The organism is Rhodanobacter sp. GW835-FHT13D09, from assembly GCF_058793995.1.
On sequence record NZ_JBXAGL010000001.1, the window covers coordinates 248247 to 266278 of the forward strand.

Consider the following 18032-nt stretch of genomic DNA (forward strand, 5'->3'; position numbering starts at 1 on the left):
GCGGCTCAGGCCCTGGTGGCGCCGCCTTCATCGGCCGCGGCCAGGATGATCTGCGTCGGTCGACTGACGTCATCGACGGCGTCTGCCGGCGCAGACTCCCCTGGCTGGCGCTGGCGAGCCTGCAATGCGCTGTTCATCACGTTGAAGGCGGCGAACAGCCGACCCAGCTCGTCGCGGCGGACCAGCCTTATGCGATGGCGAAAGTCCCCCCGCGCCACCCGCAGCATCGCGTCACCCAGCAGCTGCAGCGTATTGAGCGGCCGACGGAACAGCCAATAGGCCGCGCCGACGACAGCCACCAGGGTCAGCACCAGTACGCTGGAGATCACCCACAGCGTGGTCCTTTGCGCCGCACGCAGCGCCGCATTGCTGACCCCGAGGCGCAGGTCGCCCACCGTTTTTTCCTGGTACTGGATGGGCACGTCGAACAGCAGCATCCCCCCTTGATCGCGGTTGCCCGCGTCCTGGCCGAGATGGGTCCGGATATCGCCAGGCCGCGACAGGTCTTTCATCCCGTCCTGGGCAGGCAATTTGTGGCCGATCTCCGCCTGCTGCGTGCTGGCGATGATGCTGCCGGCACGATCGGCGATAGCCAGGTAATGGATCTGCCGGTTGCGCGAGATGTCGCCGACCAGGGCGCGGGTGGCGGCGACATCGCCGAGCAGCAGGTTCTCGGCCGATTCGCTGGCGATCATGCGCCCCATCGAGCTGCCGAAATCCAGCGCCACGCCGGTCACCGCGGTGTTCTGCTTGGCGTAGATCGCTGCCAGCCCCAGCGCCAGCACCAGGCTCAGGATCGCACCCAGGCTGCTGGCCCAGCGCAGGCGCAATGAAATGATGCGGGTCGCCAGCGGGTTTTCGCGCTCGCGTTCGTACTCGCGCCCTGCCAGGCGCAGGTCGTCGATGACCTCCGCGCCAGCCTGGTAGCGCGACTGCGCCGCGGGCGCCAGCAAGGTGCGCACGATGCTGATCAGGATCGACGGCGTCGCCGGATCGCGCGGCCGGATCGGCGGGCGCGGCGAACGCAGGCGCTTCCTGATCAGCTGCTCCACGTTGCCGACGTCCGGCCACGGCAACTTGCCGGTAACCAGCCAATACAGCACCACGCCCAGCGAGAACAGGTCGCTGCGCGCATCGGCCTGCTCGCCGCGCAGGCGCTCGGGCGCCATGTAGGCCGGCGTGCCGCCGATTTCCGCGGACAGCCCGCCGCCGTCATGTGGCGAGCCGCGGCGCTCGGCGATGCCGAAGTCGCTGATCTTGGCGTAGCTCCAGCCATCGGCCAGCATGACGTTCTCGGGCTTGACGTCGTGGTGGACGATGCCGCGGGCATGCGCGTAGTCGAGCGCGGCGGCGAGCTGCCCGGCCAGCTCGATGATCGCCGGCAGCGGCGGAAAACCTTCGCGACTGACCTTGCTGGCCAGCGTCTCGCCCGAGAGTCGCTCCATCGCGATGTACGAGCGGCCGTCCACCGTCTCGCCCACGTCGAAGATGGTGACGATGTGCGGATGGGTCAGATGTCCCGCCGCACGCGCCTCGACCAGAAAGCGGCGCCGGTAGGCGGGGTCGGCGGCGACCTCGCGATGCAGGCATTTGATCGCCACCTTGCGCTCGATGCCAGGGTCGAAACCGGCATAGACGACCGCCATCGCGCCTTGGCCGAGGATGCCCTCGATGCGGTAGCGGCCGACGCTTGCCGGGATGGTGTCCTCGCTCACGGCGACCCGAGCACCCACCAGGCGAGTGCGCCGAGCACGGCCAATGCCAGTGCGATGCCGGCGATCCGGCGCCAGGATGCGTCGACCCGCTTGCCGTGCTCGCGGGTGAGGAACACGAACTCGACCTGCCCCAGCCTGACGTGGTCGCCATGGCGCAGGACCACCTCGTGGATGCGCCGGTCGTTCACGAACGTGCCGTTGGTGGACAGCGTGTTCATGATGACGCAGTGGCCCTGCTGGTTGGTGATCCAGGCGTGGCAACCGGACACGCTCAGGTCGTCGACGACGATCTCGTTGTCGACCCGGCGACCGATGGTGTGCCGACCCGGGCGAAGCACGAAGCGGCGTCCCACGAAGCCATGGCTGCTGCCTTCCAGCACCGGTTCGTGCACGCTGATCCGGCCCGCCTGCCCCTCCTGCGCATCGCTGGCGTACTGCCGCAAGGCCTCGGTGGAAAAAATCCGGGTACCCTGCGGCCCCGGCGTGCGATCACCGGATTGGCTGGGCGTTGCTTGACCACGATCACTCATCGAAAACTCGTCCCCTGTGAACCAGGCCGAACTATAACCAACCGGCGTGCGACTCTTGTGACTGGGCGTTGACTTGCATATTTATTTCCATAATTCTAGAAATATGGAACCAACAGATGCCCTCGCCTGCCTCGGCGCACTCGCCCAGGAGCACCGCCTGACCCTGTTCCGCCTGCTGGTGCAGGCTGGCGAAGAAGGGATGGCCGTGGGCGAACTGGCCACCGCGACCGGCCTGGCCGGCGCGACGCTGACCAACCACCTGCATGTCCTCAGGCGCGCCGGACTGGTCGGCGACGAGCGGCGCGGGCGGGTGATCCAGTGCCGCGCGAACTATCTGCAGATGAACGACCTGCTCGGCTTCCTCACCGAGAGCTGCTGCGCAGGCTCGGCCACCGGCGGTTGTGCGCCGGCCCCCACCTGCCGCCCCACCCGGAGAAAATGATGAAACGCTTCCACGTGCACGTGAACGTCGACCAGCTCGACCGCAGCATCCGTTTCTACACCACGTTGTTCGGCGTTGGCCCGAGCGTGCTGAAGCCGGACTACGCGAAGTGGATGCTGGACGATCCGCGCGTCAACTTCGCCATCTCGCAGCGCGGCCGCCAGGCCGGCGTGGACCACCTCGGCGTGCAGGCGGAGGACGATGCCGAGCTCGCCGCGATCGGCGCCCGGCTGCAGGCGGCCGATGCGGTCGCGCTGGCCGAGCGCGCCACCACCTGCTGCTACGCGCGCTCGGACAAGTTCTGGGCCGAGGATCCGCAGGGCCTGCGCTGGGAAAGTTTCCGCACCCACGGCGAAGCCACCACGTATGCCGGCGCGACACAGGAAAGCGGCGCCGCCTGCTGCGGCCCGGCGCCCTCCGGCGATTCCGCTGCCACGTGCTGCCGCCCGGCCGCGAACTGCTGCTGAGATGGACATGCACACTCCTCCGTACAACGTGCTGTTCCTGTGTACCGGCAACTCCGCGCGCAGCGTGATGGCCGAGGCCCTGCTCAACGTGCTCGGCAACGGCCGCTTCAAGGCGTTCAGCGCCGGCAGCTTCCCCAGCGGCAAGGTGCAACCGCTCGCCGCCGAACTGGCACAGGCCTTCGGCTACCACGCGCCGCTGCGCAGCAAGAGCTGGGACGAGTTCGCGCAACCGGGAGCGCCGACGATCGACATCGTGATCACCGTCTGCGACAACGCCGCCGGCGAGGTCTGCCCGGTCTGGCCCGGCCAGCCGGTGACCGCGCACTGGGGGGTGCCCGACCCGGTGGCGGCTGAAGGCGACGAGGATGCGCGTAGGCGCGCGTTCCAGTCGGCCTGGCTGAGGCTGCGCCGGCGCATCGAGCTGCTGCTGGCGTTGCCGCTGGAGCAACTCGACCGGCTCGTCGTGCAGCAGCAGCTGCGCGCCATCGGCCAGACGGCGGCCGCGGATGAACGCTGAGCTCGCGGCGCCGGCACCGGCGCAACTCGGCTTCTTCGCGCGCTATCTGAGCGTATGGGTGGTGCTGTGCATCGCCGCCGGCATCGCGCTGGGGCATGTCTTGCCGGCGGCGTTCGAGGCGCTCGCGGCGATCGAGCTGCAGCACGTCAACCTGCCGGTCGCCGCGCTGGTGTGGCTGATGATCGTGCCGATGCTGCTGAAGGTCGACTTCGCGCAGCTGGCCGGCGTACACCGCCAGGCGCGCGGCATCGGCATCACCCTGCTGGTGAACTGGGCGATCAAGCCGTTCTCGATGGCGCTGCTGGGCTGGCTGTTCGTCCGCCACGTGTTCGCCGCGTGGCTGCCGGCGGAACAGCACGACGCCTACATCGCGGGCCTGATCCTGCTGGCCGCGGCGCCATGCACGGCGATGGTGTTCGTGTGGTCGCGGCTGTGCGGCGGCGATGCGAACTTCACGCTGGCCCAGGTGGCGCTCAACGACACCATCATGATCGTCGCCTTCGCGCCGATCGTGGCCCTGCTGCTGGGCGTGGCGTCGATCCGCGTGCCGTGGGGCACCTTGCTGCTCTCGGTGCTGCTGTACATCGTGGTGCCGGTGGTCGTGGCCCAGCTGTGGCGCGGCTGGCTGCTGGGCCGACGCGGGCCGCGCGCGCTGGAGGCGCTGCTGCGCCGCCTCGACCCATGGTCCACCGCCGCGCTGCTGGCCACGCTGGTGCTGCTGTTCGGCTTCCAGGGCGGGGCGATCCTGGCGCAGCCGCTGGTGATCGCGCTGCTGGCGGTGCCGATCGTGATCCAGGTGTATCTCAACGCCGGCATCGCCTATGGTCTCGGCCGCCGGCTCAAGGTGCCGCATTGCGTGGCCGGTCCGGCCGCGCTGATCGGCGCCAGCAACTTCTTCGAGCTGGCGGTGGCGGCGGCGATCAGCCTGTTCGGCCTGCGCTCGGGCGCGGCGCTGGCCACCGTGGTCGGCGTGCTGGTCGAGGTGCCGGTGATGCTGTCGGTGGTGCACATCGTCAACCGCAGCGCCGCCTGGTTCGATCGCCAACACGTCTGACCGGCGTGGCGCACGCCGACGCACCTGCGCGGCAGCCGACGCTCACAAAGCCGCTCGTGATGATGTTACTCGCAGGTAAAACCCGCGAAACGCCAGGCAATGGACCGCATACGCCGCGAATGCAGCTGAACGGGCGCGGGTTCCGACCGGCCTGTTCATCGGACGTTGATCGGAACCCTTCAAGACTCGGGCTTCCCACACAGAGAGGCGCGCCCCATGACCAACAAGCTCACTTCACTGACTCTTGCGCTGGCGCTGGGGACGCTGGCGCAGGGAGTCTCCGGCATCGCCCTGGCCCAGCAGGCGCTCACCGAACCGCAGGTACACGACAAACTCACCGCGGAAGGCTACACCAAGGTGCACGACCTGAAGTTCAAGCAGGGCATGTGGTACACCAAGGCGAAGAGCGCCAACGGCGACCGCGTCGACCTGCGCATCGACGCGAAGAGCGGCGAGATCTACCCCGACGAGCAGGTATCGCGGCTGAGCGAACAGGACGTGCGTGCCGCACTGGGAACCCAGGGCTACACGCACGTGCACGACCTGGATTTTCGCGACGGCATGTGGGAAGCCAAGGCCGACAATGCCTCCGGCAACCACGTCAGGCTGAAGGTCGACCCCCACAGCGGCAAGGTGATCGGCATCGACTAGCCTGCGGCGGTCGGACAACCTGCGCGGCGGGCACACCGGCGATCCGGCGCGCCCGCCGGCTCATCCGCGAAACGGCAAGGCCGCACCGTCGCGCATCGACGGCATGGCCGGTTGCGGCTGCGCAGCAGGCACCGCCCCGCCGAGCCAATCGGCCGCCATGCCGGCGACCTCGACGGCGCTCATGCCATGGGTATCGATGGCCCCATTGAGTCCGCCATAGGGTGCATATTTCGACGGAGCAGTGACGGAGAACAGGCCCAGCGTCGGCGTGCCGCTGGCGGCCGCCAGATGCATCACGCCGCAATCGGCGCTGATGAAGCCGTCCATGTTCGCCACCATCGAGGCAAGGCGACGCAGGTCGCGCGTGTAGTACGGGGCGAAGTCCCCGCCCAGCTGCGACCTTCCGTGCTCCGCCAGCACGTCAACGACCAGCACGTCCGGCCGCTGCTCCATCAGCGCATCGACGAAGTGCTGCCACCAATCCTCGCCGTAGCACTTGGCGCCGGTGGCGTTGGCGAAGATGCCGACGATCGTGCGGCCGGCCGGCCGAGCCGGCGACGTGCCGAGAATGTTCGCCAACGCCCGTCGCGCCTGCTGCTTCTCGCCGTCCGACAAATCCAGATTGAGCGGGGGGCACGGACGGTCCTGCCCCGGCTGCTCCCGGGCCGCGCGCAGCAGGAATACGCCTCGCTGCGCCAGGTGGTCGGGACAAGGCAAGCCGTGCCACGCCGATCCGGGATTGGTCTCCAGGTCGGGGAAACCCAGCTTGAAGCGGGCCTTGACCATCAGCAGCAGCAAGCGGCCCGACTGCGAGCCCTGGCTGCCGTCGATGGCCAGGTCGTAGGAATTCCGCCGCAGCTCCCGCAACAACCCCCTCGTGAGCCAGAGGTGCCGCGCGATCTTTCGCGGCAGGCTGAATATCCGGCGGACCAGGAAACGGTTCGCGAACAGGTGGCTGGCCGCCTCGCCGCCGACGACGAGGTCGATTTCGGCGCCCGGATAGAGCGCCTCGACCTCCGCGAGCAGCGGGCTGACCAGGATCGCGTTGCCGAGCCGGTGGTTGGGCCGGCAGATCAGGATGCGGTGGATCCCCCGCGCCGGCAACTGGCCCGGCTCGCACAACTGGCTCTCGACAGCCGCGAACAGGCGCCCCAGAAACAACGAAAGGACCCGGCGCCGAAAGACATCCCGCCACCGCGAGGCGATGCGCGGAGGAACAGGAGCATCTTGTAGAAGCACGGCGGATGGAACCATTTGAGCGCACCAGACCCCATGGGGATGACGCCATACTAGCCGGATTCACTTAGCCAGCCCTTAGATTTCACCGGTCGTCGGCCCATAAACCCACGCGTAGCGAACTGCAGCAACAGGTCGTGCGGCGACGCCCCTGCTTCAGGAATGTCTCGGGCGCCGGCTGCGCCCACCGCACAGCGCGGTCGCCGCTGCGCGGATGGACCGGCACCACCGGACTGACTACTATCGGCGGACCCTTCATCCCCGACTGGTGACTGCCCGTGAAGCGACTGCTCCTGTGCGCCCTGATCATGTCCGCCTGCGCCGCCGCGCAGGCGACCGATGCCCCGACCTTCAGCCCCGAGCGGCTGTCGGCGGACGTGAAGACACTCGCCTCGGACGCGTTCGAGGGCCGCGGCCCGGCCACGCCGGCCGAGGCGAAGACCATCGACTATGTGGTGGCGCAGATGAAGGCCGCGGGCCTGCAGCCCGGCGGCGACCTCAAGGACGGCAAGCGCAGCTGGACCCAGGCGGTGCCGCTGCTGCGCAGTGAAATCGTCGGTGCGCCGAAGCTCACGCTCACCCTCGGCGACAGCCATGAAGCATTGACCCAGGGCGAGCAGATCGCGGTGCGCGCACCGATGGACGGCTCCACCTCGGTAGCGATCGCCGACGCGCCGCTGGTGTTCGTCGGCTACGGCGTCGAGGCGCCGGAGCGGCACTGGGACGATTTCAAGGGCGTCGACCTGCACGGCAAGATCGCCGTGGTGCTGATCAACGACCCGGATTTCGAAACCGGCGTGGGCGATTTCGGCGGCAAGGCGATGACCTACTACGGCCGCTGGACCTACAAGTACGAGGAAGCCGCGCGCAAGGGCGCGCTGGGCGTGCTGATCGTGCACGAGACCGCACCGGCCTCGTACGGCTGGGCCACGGTGAAGAATTCCAACACCAACACGATGTTCGACATCGTGCGCGACCAGCCGTCCGCCGTGCATCCGCAGCTGGAAGCGTGGATCCAGCGCGACCTGGCGGTCGCGATGTTCAAGCACGCCGGGCTGGACTTCGACGCGCTGAAGAAACAGGCGCAGACGCGCGCGTTCAAGCCGGTGACGCTGAAGGGCGAGAGCCTGTCGGCCAGCTTCAAGGTCGACAAGAGCGTGATCACCTCGCACAACATCGTCGGCCGCATCGAGGGCAGCAAGCACCCGGAGCAGACGGTGATCTACAGCGCGCACTGGGATCACCTCGGCGTCGGCCAGCCCGACGCCAAGGGCGACCGCATCTACAACGGCGCGGTCGACAACGCCACCGGCACCGCCGCGCTGATCGAACTCGGCCGCGCCTTCGCGCAGGGGCCGCGCCCCGAGCGCTCGGTGGTGTTCCTCAACGTCACCGCCGAGGAGAAGGGCCTGCTCGGCTCCGAGTACTACGCCGCAAATCCGCTGTACCCGCTGGCCACCACTGCCGGCGTGCTCAACATGGACGCACTCGACCCGCACGGCCCCGCACGCAACTTCACCATTTCCGGCAGCGCCAGGCTGGGCCTGCTGGACGACCTGATCGCCGACGCGAAGCAGTACGGCATGAGCTACACCGCCGACCCGAAGCCGGAAGCCGGCCACTTCTTCCGCTCCGATCACTTCTCGTTCGCCAAGCGCGGCGTGCCGGCGATCTCGTTCGGCTCCGGCAACGACTGGGTCGATGGCGGCCTGAAGGCCGGCAAGGCGTGGGAGGACGAGTACGTCGCCAAGCACTACCACCAGCCGTCCGACGAATGGCAGGCCAGCTGGTCGTTCACCGGCATGGCGCGCGACCTGCGACTGCTCTACACCGTGGGCAGCCAGCTGGCGAACTCCGACCAGTGGCCGGACTGGAGCAAGGACTCCGAGTTCCGCGGCATCCGCGACGCCAGCGCCGCCGAGCGCAAGTAACCCAAGCTGTCGCCGGGTTCGTGTTGCGAACTGGCCTTGACCAGGTAGGGCGGGCACCGCCCGCCCTACGGACTGGGGTGGGCGGCCTTTGATCTTATCCGCCACACTCTCGACCTCCCACTGCGACCGAAGGGAGTTCCTTTGGCGCACGCAGGAAGAGGAGCAGGATCAAGATCAGTGCCGGCCGTAGGCCCAGCGCAGGAACAGCGGCAGCATCTGCTTCCATGACGCCTGGTTGTGCTGGCCGCCCGGCAACAGGAACAGCGAGGCATCCGCCCTGCGCGACGGATGCCCCGCGTAGTCCAGGTTGATCGAATAACCGAGCTGACTCAGGCCGCGCGCGCGAAAGCCGTCGGCACCGCGATAGCCTTCGAGCAGATCCTGCACGTCGTCGATCGTGTCGTTGACGCCGTCGCCGTCGCGGTCCGCGGTTTCTTCCGCCGTGCCTGCCGCGAACCAGAACTTCAGGCCGGCGCGGCGGGGTCCGCGATCGACCATCGCCTGCGCCAGCCGCGTGTGCTGGATCGCGGTGGCGCTGCTGCGGTCCGCCGCCAGCCAGAACGAGGGCGAGAAGGCGCCGACCCGGCCGAACACCTCCGGATATTGCCAGCCGAGGCTGAACGCGTTCAGCGCACCGAGCGACCAGCCCAGCATCGTGCGTCCATGCGCGGCGCGGCGCGTGCGGTAGTGCGCGTCGACATAGGGCACCAGCACGGTGGCGACCCAGGCGGAATAGTCCTGCGCGCGCACGCCGATCGGGCCGATCCGCGAACCGCCGACGAGGCTGCGCGCGCTGGCGCGATCGAACAGCCCGTAGCCACTGGCGCGGTCGTCGAGCATGCGGATCGCCACCACGATCACCGGCTCGATCGCCTGTTCGCGGTACAGCCGCGCCAGCGTCGGCTGCAGGTCCACCGCGGCCATGTCCTGGCCGTCGTTCGCGTACAGCACCGGGTAACGGCGGCGAGGGGCGTCCGCGTAGCCGGGCGGCAGGTAGACCGCCAGCCTGATCCGCTCCGGCGCGAACGCCGGCGCCTCGAGTTGCAACTGCACAGGTGCGTCAGCGGCGTCGCCCTGCGACGCGCGCGCGCTGCCGGTGACGAGCAAGGCGCCGAGCAGCAGCCACGGCAGGACGACGAGACGAAGCATCATCACGCCACGCTGGCGAACCATGCAGCGTGGCCGGGCAGCAGCAGGCGGCGGCCGTCGAGCCGGCCGGCCACCAGGCCATGCCCGTCCAGCGGCTGCGGCCTGCCGAGCTCCGCGGACAGCTCGATCGCGACGTCGGCGTCGGCCAGGTTGAACGCCACCAGCACGGTCTGCCCGGCCAGGCGGCGAGTGAACGCCAGCACCGGCTCGGCGGTGTCGATGAAGGCGATGTCGCCCCAGCGCAGCGCCGGCTGTGACTGGCGCCAGTGCATGAAGCGGCGGAAGCCGTTCAGCACCGAATGCGGGTCGGCCTCCTGCTGGCTCACCGCCAGCGCGCGATGCTCCGCCGGCACCGGCAGCCACGGCATGCCGCTGCTGAAGCCGGCGTAGGCGTCGGCATCGCTCCAGGGTATCGGCGTGCGGCAACCATCGCGGCCCTTGAACTGCGGCCAGAACGCGATACCGTAGGGATCCTGCAGCGCCTCGTAGGGCAGTTCGGCCTCGGTCAGGCCCAGCTCCTCGCCCTGGTACACGCAGACCGAGCCGCGCAGCGAGCAGACCATCGCGGTGAGCAGGTTGGCCAGCTGCGCCGACGGCCGGCCCCTGCCCCAGCGCGTCAGCACGCGCTCGACGTCGTGGTTGGAGATCGCCCAGCACGGCCAGCCGTCGGTCATCTGCGCTTCCAGCGCCTGCACCGTGCCGCGGATGTGCGCGGCGCTGAAGTCATCGGTCAGCAGCTCGAAGCTGTAGCCCATGTGCAGCCGGCCGGGACGGGTGTATTCGGCCATCGTCGCCAGCGAATCCTCCGAGGAGATCTCGCCCAGCGTGGCCGCGCCCGGGTAGCGATCCATCAGCGCACGCAGCTCGCCGAGGAACGCCAGGTTCTCCGGCCGGGTGTTGTTGTAGTAGTGGTACTGGAACGCGTAAGGGTTGTCCGGGCTGAAGCCGCGGCCCGTGCGCTTGTCCTTCGGCTTGGGCGGGTTGTCGCGCAGCTCGCGGTCGTGGAAGCAGAAGTTGATCGCGTCCAGGCGGAAGCCGTCCACGCCCTTGTCCAGCCAGAAGCGCACGCTGTCGAGGATCGCCGCGCGCACATCCGGGTGGTAGAAGTTCAGGTCCGGCTGCGAGGTCAGGAAGTTGTGCAGGTAGTACTGGCCGCGGCGCGGCTCCCACTGCCAGGCGCTGCCGCCGAACAGCGACAGCCAGTTGTTCGGCGCGCTGCCGTCGGCCTTGGCGTCGGCCCACACGTACCAGTCGGCCTTCGGGTTGTCACGGCTCTCGCGGCTTTCGCGGAACCATGCGTGCTCGGTCGAGGTATGGCTGAGCACCTGGTCGATCATCACCTTCAGGCCCAGCGCGTGCGCCTTCGCCAGCAGTCGGTCGAAATCGGCCAGCGTGCCGAACAGCGGATCGACGTCGCGATAGTCGGCGATGTCGTAACCGAAGTCGGCCATCGGCGAGCGGAAGAACGGCGCGATCCAGATCGCGTCCACGCCGAGGCTGGCCACGTAGTCGAGCCGCGCGATGATGCCCGGCAGGTCGCCCACGCCATCGTGGTTGGTGTCCAGGAAACTGCGCGGATAGATCTGGTAGGTGACGGCGCCGCGCCACCAGGGTGCATCGGTCATTTAAGCGTGTCCCCAGCACATGATGCGGGCGCGTTCCATCGCCCGTCGTTGAATGCGGATCAGCTTAGCCGCAGCCCTGTTGCGACCTGCACGGATGTGCATACGTATTCATTCGTGCTGCAGGTGCGACATGCGATATCGGCGGGACAAGCGGCCGCAGCGCATACGCTCTGGCGCATGTCAAGCCGCACCGCGGTCCACGCCGCGTGGCCCGGCTCCGTACACATGTGATGTTGCAATGCAATAAACGCTGGATGGCACCCGGCATGAATACGTATGCAGGAAATGCTTCGCTGCAGAAACCCCGGCCTACCATGGATGCACGCCGCCGAAAACCTCGGCTGCGCACCTGCCGACGGTCGTCGCCGACGGAAGCGCGGGGAATCTATCCACCAAGATCGACGGCGACACACCTTTGTGGGAGGGGATTATATGGTTCTGAAACATAACGTGCTGGCGATGGCGATCGCATCGGTGTGCCTTGGCATGTGCGCCACGGCCTACGGCGCGACCGCGCCCTCGTCCGGCCAGCAGCAGGGCACGCAGGAACAGGCGCCGGCAGCGTCGACCGACAAGGCCGACCAGAACAGCAAGGACGCCGACGGCAAGCGCAAGTCGCAGAAGCTGCAGGCCGTCGAGGTCAACGGCTTCATCAGCAGCATCGAGAACTCCACCGCGCTGAAGAAGAACGCCGACTCCATCGTCGAGGCGGTCTCGGCAGAACAGGTCGGCAAGCTGCCCGGCACCTCCATCGCCGACACGCTGGGCCGCCTGCCCGGCCTCGCCGTGCAGACCTTGAACGGCCGCCCGCAGGTGCTGACCATCCACGGCCTCGGCCCCGACTTCTCCACCGCCCTGATCAACGGTGGCCAGCAGGTCTCCACCTCGAACAACCGCGACGTGCAGTTCGACCAGTACCCGTCGAGCTGGTTCGACAACGTGGTGGTGCACCTCAGCCCGCAGGCCAACCTGATCGGCCAGGGCCTGTCCGGCACGGTCGACATGCACACCATCCGTCCGCTGGACAAGAGCGGCCCCGAGGCGGCAGTGAATGCCAAGTACATCTGGAACAGCATGTCCGAGCTGGCACCGGGCAAGGGCGTGGGCAACACGGGCCACAACCTCAACGGCGTGTGGGTGAACCAGTTCGCCGACCACACGCTCGGCGTGACCCTGGGCGTGGACCTGGAGGACAATCCCACGCAGATCCAGCATCAGGCGCCGTGGGGCTATCCCTCCGACGCGAACGGTGATGCGGTGATCGGCGGCTCGAAGAACTTCGGTATTACCGACTCGATGAAGCGCAACGGTGCGCTCGCCACCGTGCAATGGCAGCCGAACGAGTTCTACACCGGCACCATCGACCTCACCTACGACAACTTCAAGGAAGCCCAGCAGGCCAAGGGCATGGAGTTCCCGCTGTGGTGGAGCTCCGCGAAGCTGCTGCCGGGCGCCGTCGCCCAGAACGGCTTCGTGCAGAGCGGCACCTACGGCAACGTCAAGCCGGTGATCCGCAACGACTACAACAGCACCAGCGCCCGGGTCTACAACTTCAACTGGGAAAACAAGTTCACCATCAACGAGAACTGGACGATCAACGCCGACGCGAACTATTCGCGCGCTACCAACCACAGCGTCAATCTCGAGAGCTACTCCGGTACCGGCTATACCCCGGCCAACGGCGCACTCGATACCGTGGGCTTCAGCGAACTCGGCAACCGCCTGCTCAACCTCAGCCCGTCGCTCAATTACACCCAGGGCGTGGTGCTGACCGATCCGCAAGGCTGGGGCGCCGGCAACGATGTGGTGCAGGCCGGCTTCATCAACGCGCCGCGCACCGTCGACTACCTCGCCAACGTGCGCATGGCGGTGGAACGCAGCTTCACCAGCGGCCCGTTCTCCAGCGTGGAGTTCGGCGTGAGCAACAGCCGCCGCAACAAGACCTACCACATCGACCAGGCCTTCCTGACGCTGGGTGGCGGCACCCTCAGCGGCGGCAACGCCATCAAGACCGCACCGATCCAGGGCGGCAGCAGCTGCGATCCGCTGTCGTGGATGGGCATCGGCCCGCAGCTCTGCTACAACCCGTTCGCCCTGATCGGCAACGGCTCCCTGGTGAACGTGCCGACGTTCGGCTCCAACACCGGCACGCCGCCGGACTGGAAGACGCATGAGAACGTCTTCACTCCGTACGTGCAGTTCAACATCGACACCCACCTGGGCAACGTCAGCCTGCGCGGCAACTTCGGCGTGCAGGCGCAGCACACCGCACAGCGTGCGACCGGCGAGCGCGTGGCGCCGGGCAGTGCCATCACCGGCAACGGGATCAACCTGATCCCGGTAACCGGCAGCACCAGCTACACCCGCTACCTGCCCAGCGCGAACCTGATCTTCGGCTTCACCGACAACGACAACCTGCGCGTCAGCGCGGCCCGCACCCTGGCCCGTCCGCGCATGGATCAGATGAACGCCGGCCTCGGGGTCAGCGGCAACGTCACGCACCTGGCGAGCACCGACCCGAACCAGGCCTACTTCAGCGCCTCGGGCGGCAACCCGAAGCTCACGCCGACGATGGCCGACAACTTCAACGTCAGCTACGAGCACTATTTCTCCGGCCCCGCATCGGGCTACCAGTGCAACTCCGCCGACCAGAAGAACTCGGACCTGTGCCGCAGTGGCGGTGGTGGCGGCTACTTCTCGGTGTCCGGCTACTTCATCGGCCTGCATGACTACATCAACCCGAACTCGTCCTTCCTGTACAACTTCAGCCCCTTCCTGCCGTTCACCCTCAGCGCGGCGCAGTTGAGCCAGCTGGGCACCCCCTACGGCATCGTGAGCGGCCCGACCAACCAGGGCCGCGGTTACGTGAAGGGCCTCCAGGGCACGCTGAACCTGCCGTTCAACCTGCTCACCCCGGTGCTCGACGGCTTCGGCACGATCCTCACCGCCAACCGCACCAAGAGCTCGCTGGTCTACCCCGGCAATGCCACACCGATCACCGTGCCGGGCCTGTCCAAGTGGGTCGCCAACGGCACGATCTACTACCAGCACAACGGCTTCGAGGCGCGTGTCAGCGACAACTACCGCTCGAACTTCCTGGGCGAGGTATCGGGTATCAGCGCCACGCGCATCGAGCAGACGCTGAAGGGCGGCAGCAGTTTCGACGCCCAGGTGAGCTACACGTTCGATAGCGGTCGCTTCAAGGGTCTGACCCTGATCGCGCAGGGCTCGAACCTGTCGAACAAGATCTTCACCACGTTCCAGAACAACGACCCGCGCCAAGTGAAGATGTGGGAACGCTACGGTCGCACCTACTCCCTGGGTGCCTCGTACAAGTTCCAGTAAGCCGTATCGACATTACCTCCCCATGCTGCCCCGCTGTGTTTTTTCCAGCGGGGCTTTTTTTCATGATCCGCGCGGCGACAGCGGCGCGGCAATATCGACAGGGTGCCGAGGAACGATGACATGAACGACTCCCGCATCCGCCAGGTGGTGATCGTCGGCGGCGGCACCGCCGGCTGGATGGCGGCGGCGCTGCTGGCGCAGGCGCTCGGAACGGGCGTCGCCATCCGCCTGGTCGAATCGGCCGAGATCGGCACCGTGGGCGTGGGCGAGGCCACCATTCCGCAGATCCGCCACATCAACCGCTTCCTCGGCATCGACGAGGACGAGATGCTGCGCTTCGTCCATGGCACCTACAAGCTGGGTGTGCAGCTCAACGGCTTCACCCGCCCGGGCGATTCCTATCTGCATGCGTTCGGCGACCTCGGCCTGCCGCTGGGGCTGACGCCGTTCCACCATTACTGGTTGCGCGCGGTGCAGGAACGCAGCCACGCGGACGCGCCGGACCTGTGGGCCTACTCGCTCAACGCCGCGGCCGCCGCCGAGAACCGCTTCGCGCCGCTGGAGAAGATCCCCGACAGCCCGCTCGGCGGCATCCGCTACGCCTACCATTTCGACGCCACCCGCTACGCGCAATATCTGCACGAACGCATCGCGCCGGGCGCGGTGCAGCGCACCGAGGGCAAGGTGGTCGACGTGCGCCTGCGCGAGGGCGACGGCTTCATCGAATCGCTGCGGCTGGACAGCGGCGAGGTCGTCGAGGGCGACTTCTTCATCGACTGCTCGGGCTTCCGCGGCCTGCTGATCGAGGGCGCGCTGAACACCGGCTACGAGAACTGGCAGCAGTGGCTGCCCTGCGACCGTGCGCTGGCGGTGGCCAGCGCCCCGGGCGGACCGATGCGCCCGTACACCCAGGCCAGCGCGCGCACCGCCGGCTGGCAGTGGCGCATCCCGCTGCGCCACCGCACCGGCAACGGCCACGTGTACTGCAGCCGCTTCATCAGCGACGACGAGGCCGCTGCGCAGCTGCTGGCGAACCTGGAAACCGAAGCGCTGGGCGATCCGCGCCCGTTGCGCTTCGTCACCGGCATGCGCCGGCTGGCGTGGAACCGCAACTGCCTCGCGCTGGGCCTGGCCGCCGGCTTCATGGAGCCGCTGGAATCGACCAGCATCCACCTGGTGCAGTCCGGCATCAGCCGCCTGCTGGCGATGTTCCCCGACCGCCACTGCGACAGCGCGCTGGTGGACGAGTACAACCGCCAGACGCGCTTCGAGTACGAACATGTGCGCGATTTCCTGATCCTGCACTACAAGGCCACCGAGCGCACCGATACGCCGTTCTGGCAGCAGTGCGGCGCGATGGAGATCCCGCCGTCGCTGGCGCGCCGGATCGAGCTGTTCCGCCGCACCGGCATGGTGTTCCGCGAAGGCGAGGAGCTGTTCGCCGAGACCGGCTGGGTGCAGGTGCTGCTGGGCCAGCGCATCGAACCGGAGCGCCACCACCCGCTGGCCGACGCGCTGACCACGCCGCAGCTGGACGGTTTCCTCGCCGACATCCGCACCCTGGTCGGCCGCGCGAAGAACACGCTGCCGGCGCACCACGCCTTCGTGGCGCGTGCGGCCGGCAGCCCCGCCACATGAGCGCCGCAGCATATCGCCGCGGCCGGAGCCAACCATGATCCGATGCCTCGCCTCATCCCTGCTGTTCGCCCTGCTCGCCGCGCAGCCCGCGCTGGGCAGCCCCGCGCGGGCCGCCGCCGCGCCCGCCGCCACTGCGGCAGCGGCCCCCTCCGGCGTGTGGTACGAGATCTTCGTGCGCAGCTGGTACGACACCGACGGCGACGGCACCGGCGACCTCAACGGCGTCACCGCCAAGCTCGACTACCTGCAGTCGCTCGGCGTCAGCGGCATCTGGCTGATGCCGATCAACCCCTCGCCCAGCTACCACGGCTACGACATCACCGACTACTACGCGATCAACCCGCAGTACGGCACGATGGCCGACTTCGAGCGCCTGCTGCGCGAGGCGCACAAGCGTGGCATCAAGGTGATCATCGACCTGGTGATCAACCACACCAGCGACCGGCATCCCTGGTTCGAGGCCGCCCGCGATCCGGCCAGCCCGTACCACGACTGGTACAGCTGGGCCGGCCCGCATACCGACCTGCACGCCGAGGACGCCGCCGGCCCGCAGGCCTGGCACGCGCTCGGCACGGCGCACTACCTCGGCGACTTCACCCGCGAGATGCCCGACCTCAACTACGACACGCCGGCGGTGCGCCGTGAGATGGTCAAGCTCGGCCAGTACTGGCTGAAGAAAGGCGTCGACGGCTTCCGCCTCGATGCCGCGCAGCACATCTACTACGACTTCAAGGCGGACTTCCACAACCCGCTCACGCTGCAGAAGAACCTCGCCTGGTGGTCCGAATTCCGCCGCGGCCTGGATGTCGTCAATCCCGGCGCCTATGTCGTCGGCGAGGTGACCCGCGACTCCGCCGACGAGCTGGCGCCGTACTTCAAGCCGCTCGACGCGGCGTTCGACTTCCCGCTGGCGGTGCAGTTGATCGGCAGCGCGCGCGACGAGCGCGCCGGCGACCTCGGCGCGCTGCTGGCGCACACCGACGCCGCCTACCGCAAGGTCGCCGGCAAATCCGGCGTGGACGCGCCGTTCCTGTCCAACCACGACCAGGAACGCGTGATGAGCCAGCTCGACGGCAACCCGCAGCACATGCGGATGGCCGCCGCGATGCTGCTCACCCTGCCCGGCCACCCGTTCGTCTACTACGGCGAGGAGCTGGGCATGCGCGGGAAGAAGCCCGACCCGGACCTGCGCGAGCCGATGCGCTGGCACCGCGACCCGCACGGCGCCGGCGAGACGCGCTGGAAAGCCTTCAGCGCCGGCGACGGCCCCGCGGTCTCGGTGGAAGCCGAGCAGCAGGCCGGCGATTCGCTGCTGCACTACTACGCCATGCTGATCGGCTGGCGCCGCGGCATCGACGCGCTGCGCGACGGCAGGCTCAGCGCGTACCCGCTGGCCAACCCGCACATCGCCGCCTGGCGGCTCGACGACGCCGACAGCCACATGCTGGTGCTGCACAACCTGTCCGGCCAGGCGCAACAGTTGCCGCTGGGCGACACCCGCTACCACCGCGTGCTGCGGCACAGCCGCCCCGACACCGTACTGCAGCGCGGGCGCCTGTCGCTGCCGCCGTACGCCAGCGCCATCCTGGATTGAAGACGTGACCCACGAGGAGCCCGACGTGACCACCCCGCCCGCCCGCATCGCAAAACCCGGCCCGACCCTGGCCACCTGGCTGTGGCTGGGCCTCGCCCTTGCCCCGGCCGGTGGCGTCGCCGCGACCACCTCCGCGCA

At 68.2% G+C, this 18032-nt stretch carries 14 protein-coding genes; 9 read left to right on the forward strand and 5 right to left on the reverse strand.

Annotated features, from left to right (window positions below; genetic code table 11):
* Positions 1-5: 5 nt before the first annotated feature.
* Positions 6-1715: a protein kinase domain-containing protein gene (locus AC1Q5A_RS01275; protein ID WP_492697466.1), complete on the reverse strand. Its 1710-nt coding sequence runs from the start codon at positions 1713-1715 to the stop codon at positions 6-8.
* Positions 1712-2245: an FHA domain-containing protein gene (locus AC1Q5A_RS01280; RefSeq protein WP_492697468.1), complete on the reverse strand. Its 534-nt coding sequence runs from the start codon at positions 2243-2245 to the stop codon at positions 1712-1714. Before AC1Q5A_RS01280 ends, AC1Q5A_RS01275 begins: the two co-directional genes overlap by 4 nt.
* Before the next feature lie 103 nt (positions 2246-2348).
* On the opposite strand from AC1Q5A_RS01280, the gene AC1Q5A_RS01285 reads away from it, so the two are divergent.
* From AC1Q5A_RS01285 to AC1Q5A_RS01305, 5 genes are all read left to right on the forward strand, one after another.
* The gene (locus AC1Q5A_RS01285) at positions 2349-2687 is read left to right on the forward strand and encodes an ArsR/SmtB family transcription factor (protein ID WP_492697470.1); all 339 of its coding nucleotides are present in this window, start codon (positions 2349-2351) and stop codon (positions 2685-2687) included.
* Positions 2687-3154 (forward strand): ArsI/CadI family heavy metal resistance metalloenzyme, encoded by a 468-nt coding sequence (locus tag AC1Q5A_RS01290; RefSeq protein WP_492697472.1) that lies wholly within the window; start codon positions 2687-2689, stop codon positions 3152-3154. Before AC1Q5A_RS01285 ends, AC1Q5A_RS01290 begins: the two co-directional genes overlap by 1 nt.
* A 7-nt stretch (positions 3155-3161) precedes the next feature.
* Positions 3162-3671, forward strand: a complete 510-nt coding sequence (locus AC1Q5A_RS01295) for an arsenate reductase ArsC (protein ID WP_492697474.1) — start codon at positions 3162-3164, stop codon at positions 3669-3671.
* Positions 3661-4725: an ACR3 family arsenite efflux transporter gene (gene arsB / locus AC1Q5A_RS01300; RefSeq protein WP_492697476.1), complete on the forward strand. Its 1065-nt coding sequence runs from the start codon at positions 3661-3663 to the stop codon at positions 4723-4725. The genes AC1Q5A_RS01295 and arsB overlap by 11 nt, the downstream gene beginning before the upstream one ends.
* A 216-nt stretch (positions 4726-4941) precedes the next feature.
* On the forward strand, positions 4942-5376 hold the full coding sequence (locus AC1Q5A_RS01305; RefSeq protein WP_492697478.1) for a PepSY domain-containing protein: 435 nt from the start codon (positions 4942-4944) through the stop codon (positions 5374-5376).
* A gap of 60 nt (positions 5377-5436) precedes the next feature.
* Here AC1Q5A_RS01305 and AC1Q5A_RS01310 read toward each other — a convergent pair whose 3' ends face one another.
* Positions 5437-6537: a glycosyltransferase family 9 protein gene (locus tag AC1Q5A_RS01310; protein ID WP_492697480.1), complete on the reverse strand. Its 1101-nt coding sequence runs from the start codon at positions 6535-6537 to the stop codon at positions 5437-5439.
* 353 nt (positions 6538-6890) lie between these two features.
* Here AC1Q5A_RS01310 and AC1Q5A_RS01315 point away from each other — a divergent pair, with 353 nt between their 5' ends.
* Positions 6891-8543 (forward strand): M28 family metallopeptidase, encoded by a 1653-nt coding sequence (locus AC1Q5A_RS01315; protein ID WP_492697482.1) that lies wholly within the window; start codon positions 6891-6893, stop codon positions 8541-8543.
* 174 nt (positions 8544-8717) lie between these two features.
* Here the strand turns inward: AC1Q5A_RS01315 and AC1Q5A_RS01320 are convergent, their stop codons facing one another.
* Positions 8718-9692 carry an alpha/beta hydrolase gene (locus AC1Q5A_RS01320; RefSeq protein WP_492697484.1) on the reverse strand — a complete coding sequence of 325 codons (975 nt, stop codon included), beginning with the start codon at positions 9690-9692 and terminating at the stop codon, positions 8718-8720.
* Between the two features lie 2 nt (positions 9693-9694).
* Positions 9695-11317 carry an alpha-glucosidase family protein gene (locus tag AC1Q5A_RS01325; RefSeq protein WP_492697486.1) on the reverse strand — a complete coding sequence of 541 codons (1623 nt, stop codon included), beginning with the start codon at positions 11315-11317 and terminating at the stop codon, positions 9695-9697.
* 432 nt (positions 11318-11749) lie between these two features.
* Between AC1Q5A_RS01325 and AC1Q5A_RS01330 the strand changes: the two genes are divergently transcribed.
* From AC1Q5A_RS01330 to AC1Q5A_RS01340, 3 genes are all read left to right on the forward strand, one after another.
* Positions 11750-14662 carry a TonB-dependent receptor gene (locus AC1Q5A_RS01330; protein WP_492697488.1) on the forward strand — a complete coding sequence of 971 codons (2913 nt, stop codon included), beginning with the start codon at positions 11750-11752 and terminating at the stop codon, positions 14660-14662.
* Between the two features lie 120 nt (positions 14663-14782).
* Positions 14783-16300 carry a tryptophan halogenase family protein gene (locus AC1Q5A_RS01335; protein WP_492697490.1) on the forward strand — a complete coding sequence of 506 codons (1518 nt, stop codon included), beginning with the start codon at positions 14783-14785 and terminating at the stop codon, positions 16298-16300.
* Between the two features lie 34 nt (positions 16301-16334).
* A complete protein-coding gene (locus AC1Q5A_RS01340; protein WP_492697492.1) occupies positions 16335-17894 on the forward strand; it encodes an alpha-amylase family glycosyl hydrolase in 1560 nt (519 codons plus the stop codon).
* The last annotated feature ends 138 nt before the right edge of the window (positions 17895-18032 follow it).

Excerpts from the sequence above, each read along its gene's own strand:
- AC1Q5A_RS01280 (WP_492697468.1), bottom strand. The coding sequence starts at position 2,245 with ATGAGTGATCGTGGTCAAGCAACGCCCAGCCAATCCGGTGATCGCACG.
- AC1Q5A_RS01285 (WP_492697470.1), top strand. The coding sequence starts at position 2,349 with ATGGAACCAACAGATGCCCTCGCCTGCCTCGGCGCACTCGCCCAGGAG.
- AC1Q5A_RS01290 (WP_492697472.1), top strand. The coding sequence starts at position 2,687 with ATGAAACGCTTCCACGTGCACGTGAACGTCGACCAGCTCGACCGCAGC.
- AC1Q5A_RS01295 (WP_492697474.1), top strand. The coding sequence starts at position 3,162 with ATGCACACTCCTCCGTACAACGTGCTGTTCCTGTGTACCGGCAACTCC.
- arsB (WP_492697476.1), top strand. The coding sequence starts at position 3,661 with ATGAACGCTGAGCTCGCGGCGCCGGCACCGGCGCAACTCGGCTTCTTC.
- AC1Q5A_RS01305 (WP_492697478.1), top strand. The coding sequence starts at position 4,942 with ATGACCAACAAGCTCACTTCACTGACTCTTGCGCTGGCGCTGGGGACG.
- AC1Q5A_RS01320 (WP_492697484.1), bottom strand. The coding sequence starts at position 9,692 with ATGCTTCGTCTCGTCGTCCTGCCGTGGCTGCTGCTCGGCGCCTTGCTC.
- AC1Q5A_RS01325 (WP_492697486.1), bottom strand. The coding sequence starts at position 11,317 with ATGACCGATGCACCCTGGTGGCGCGGCGCCGTCACCTACCAGATCTAT.
- AC1Q5A_RS01330 (WP_492697488.1), top strand. The coding sequence starts at position 11,750 with ATGGTTCTGAAACATAACGTGCTGGCGATGGCGATCGCATCGGTGTGC.
- AC1Q5A_RS01335 (WP_492697490.1), top strand. The coding sequence starts at position 14,783 with ATGAACGACTCCCGCATCCGCCAGGTGGTGATCGTCGGCGGCGGCACC.
- AC1Q5A_RS01340 (WP_492697492.1), top strand. The coding sequence starts at position 16,335 with ATGATCCGATGCCTCGCCTCATCCCTGCTGTTCGCCCTGCTCGCCGCG.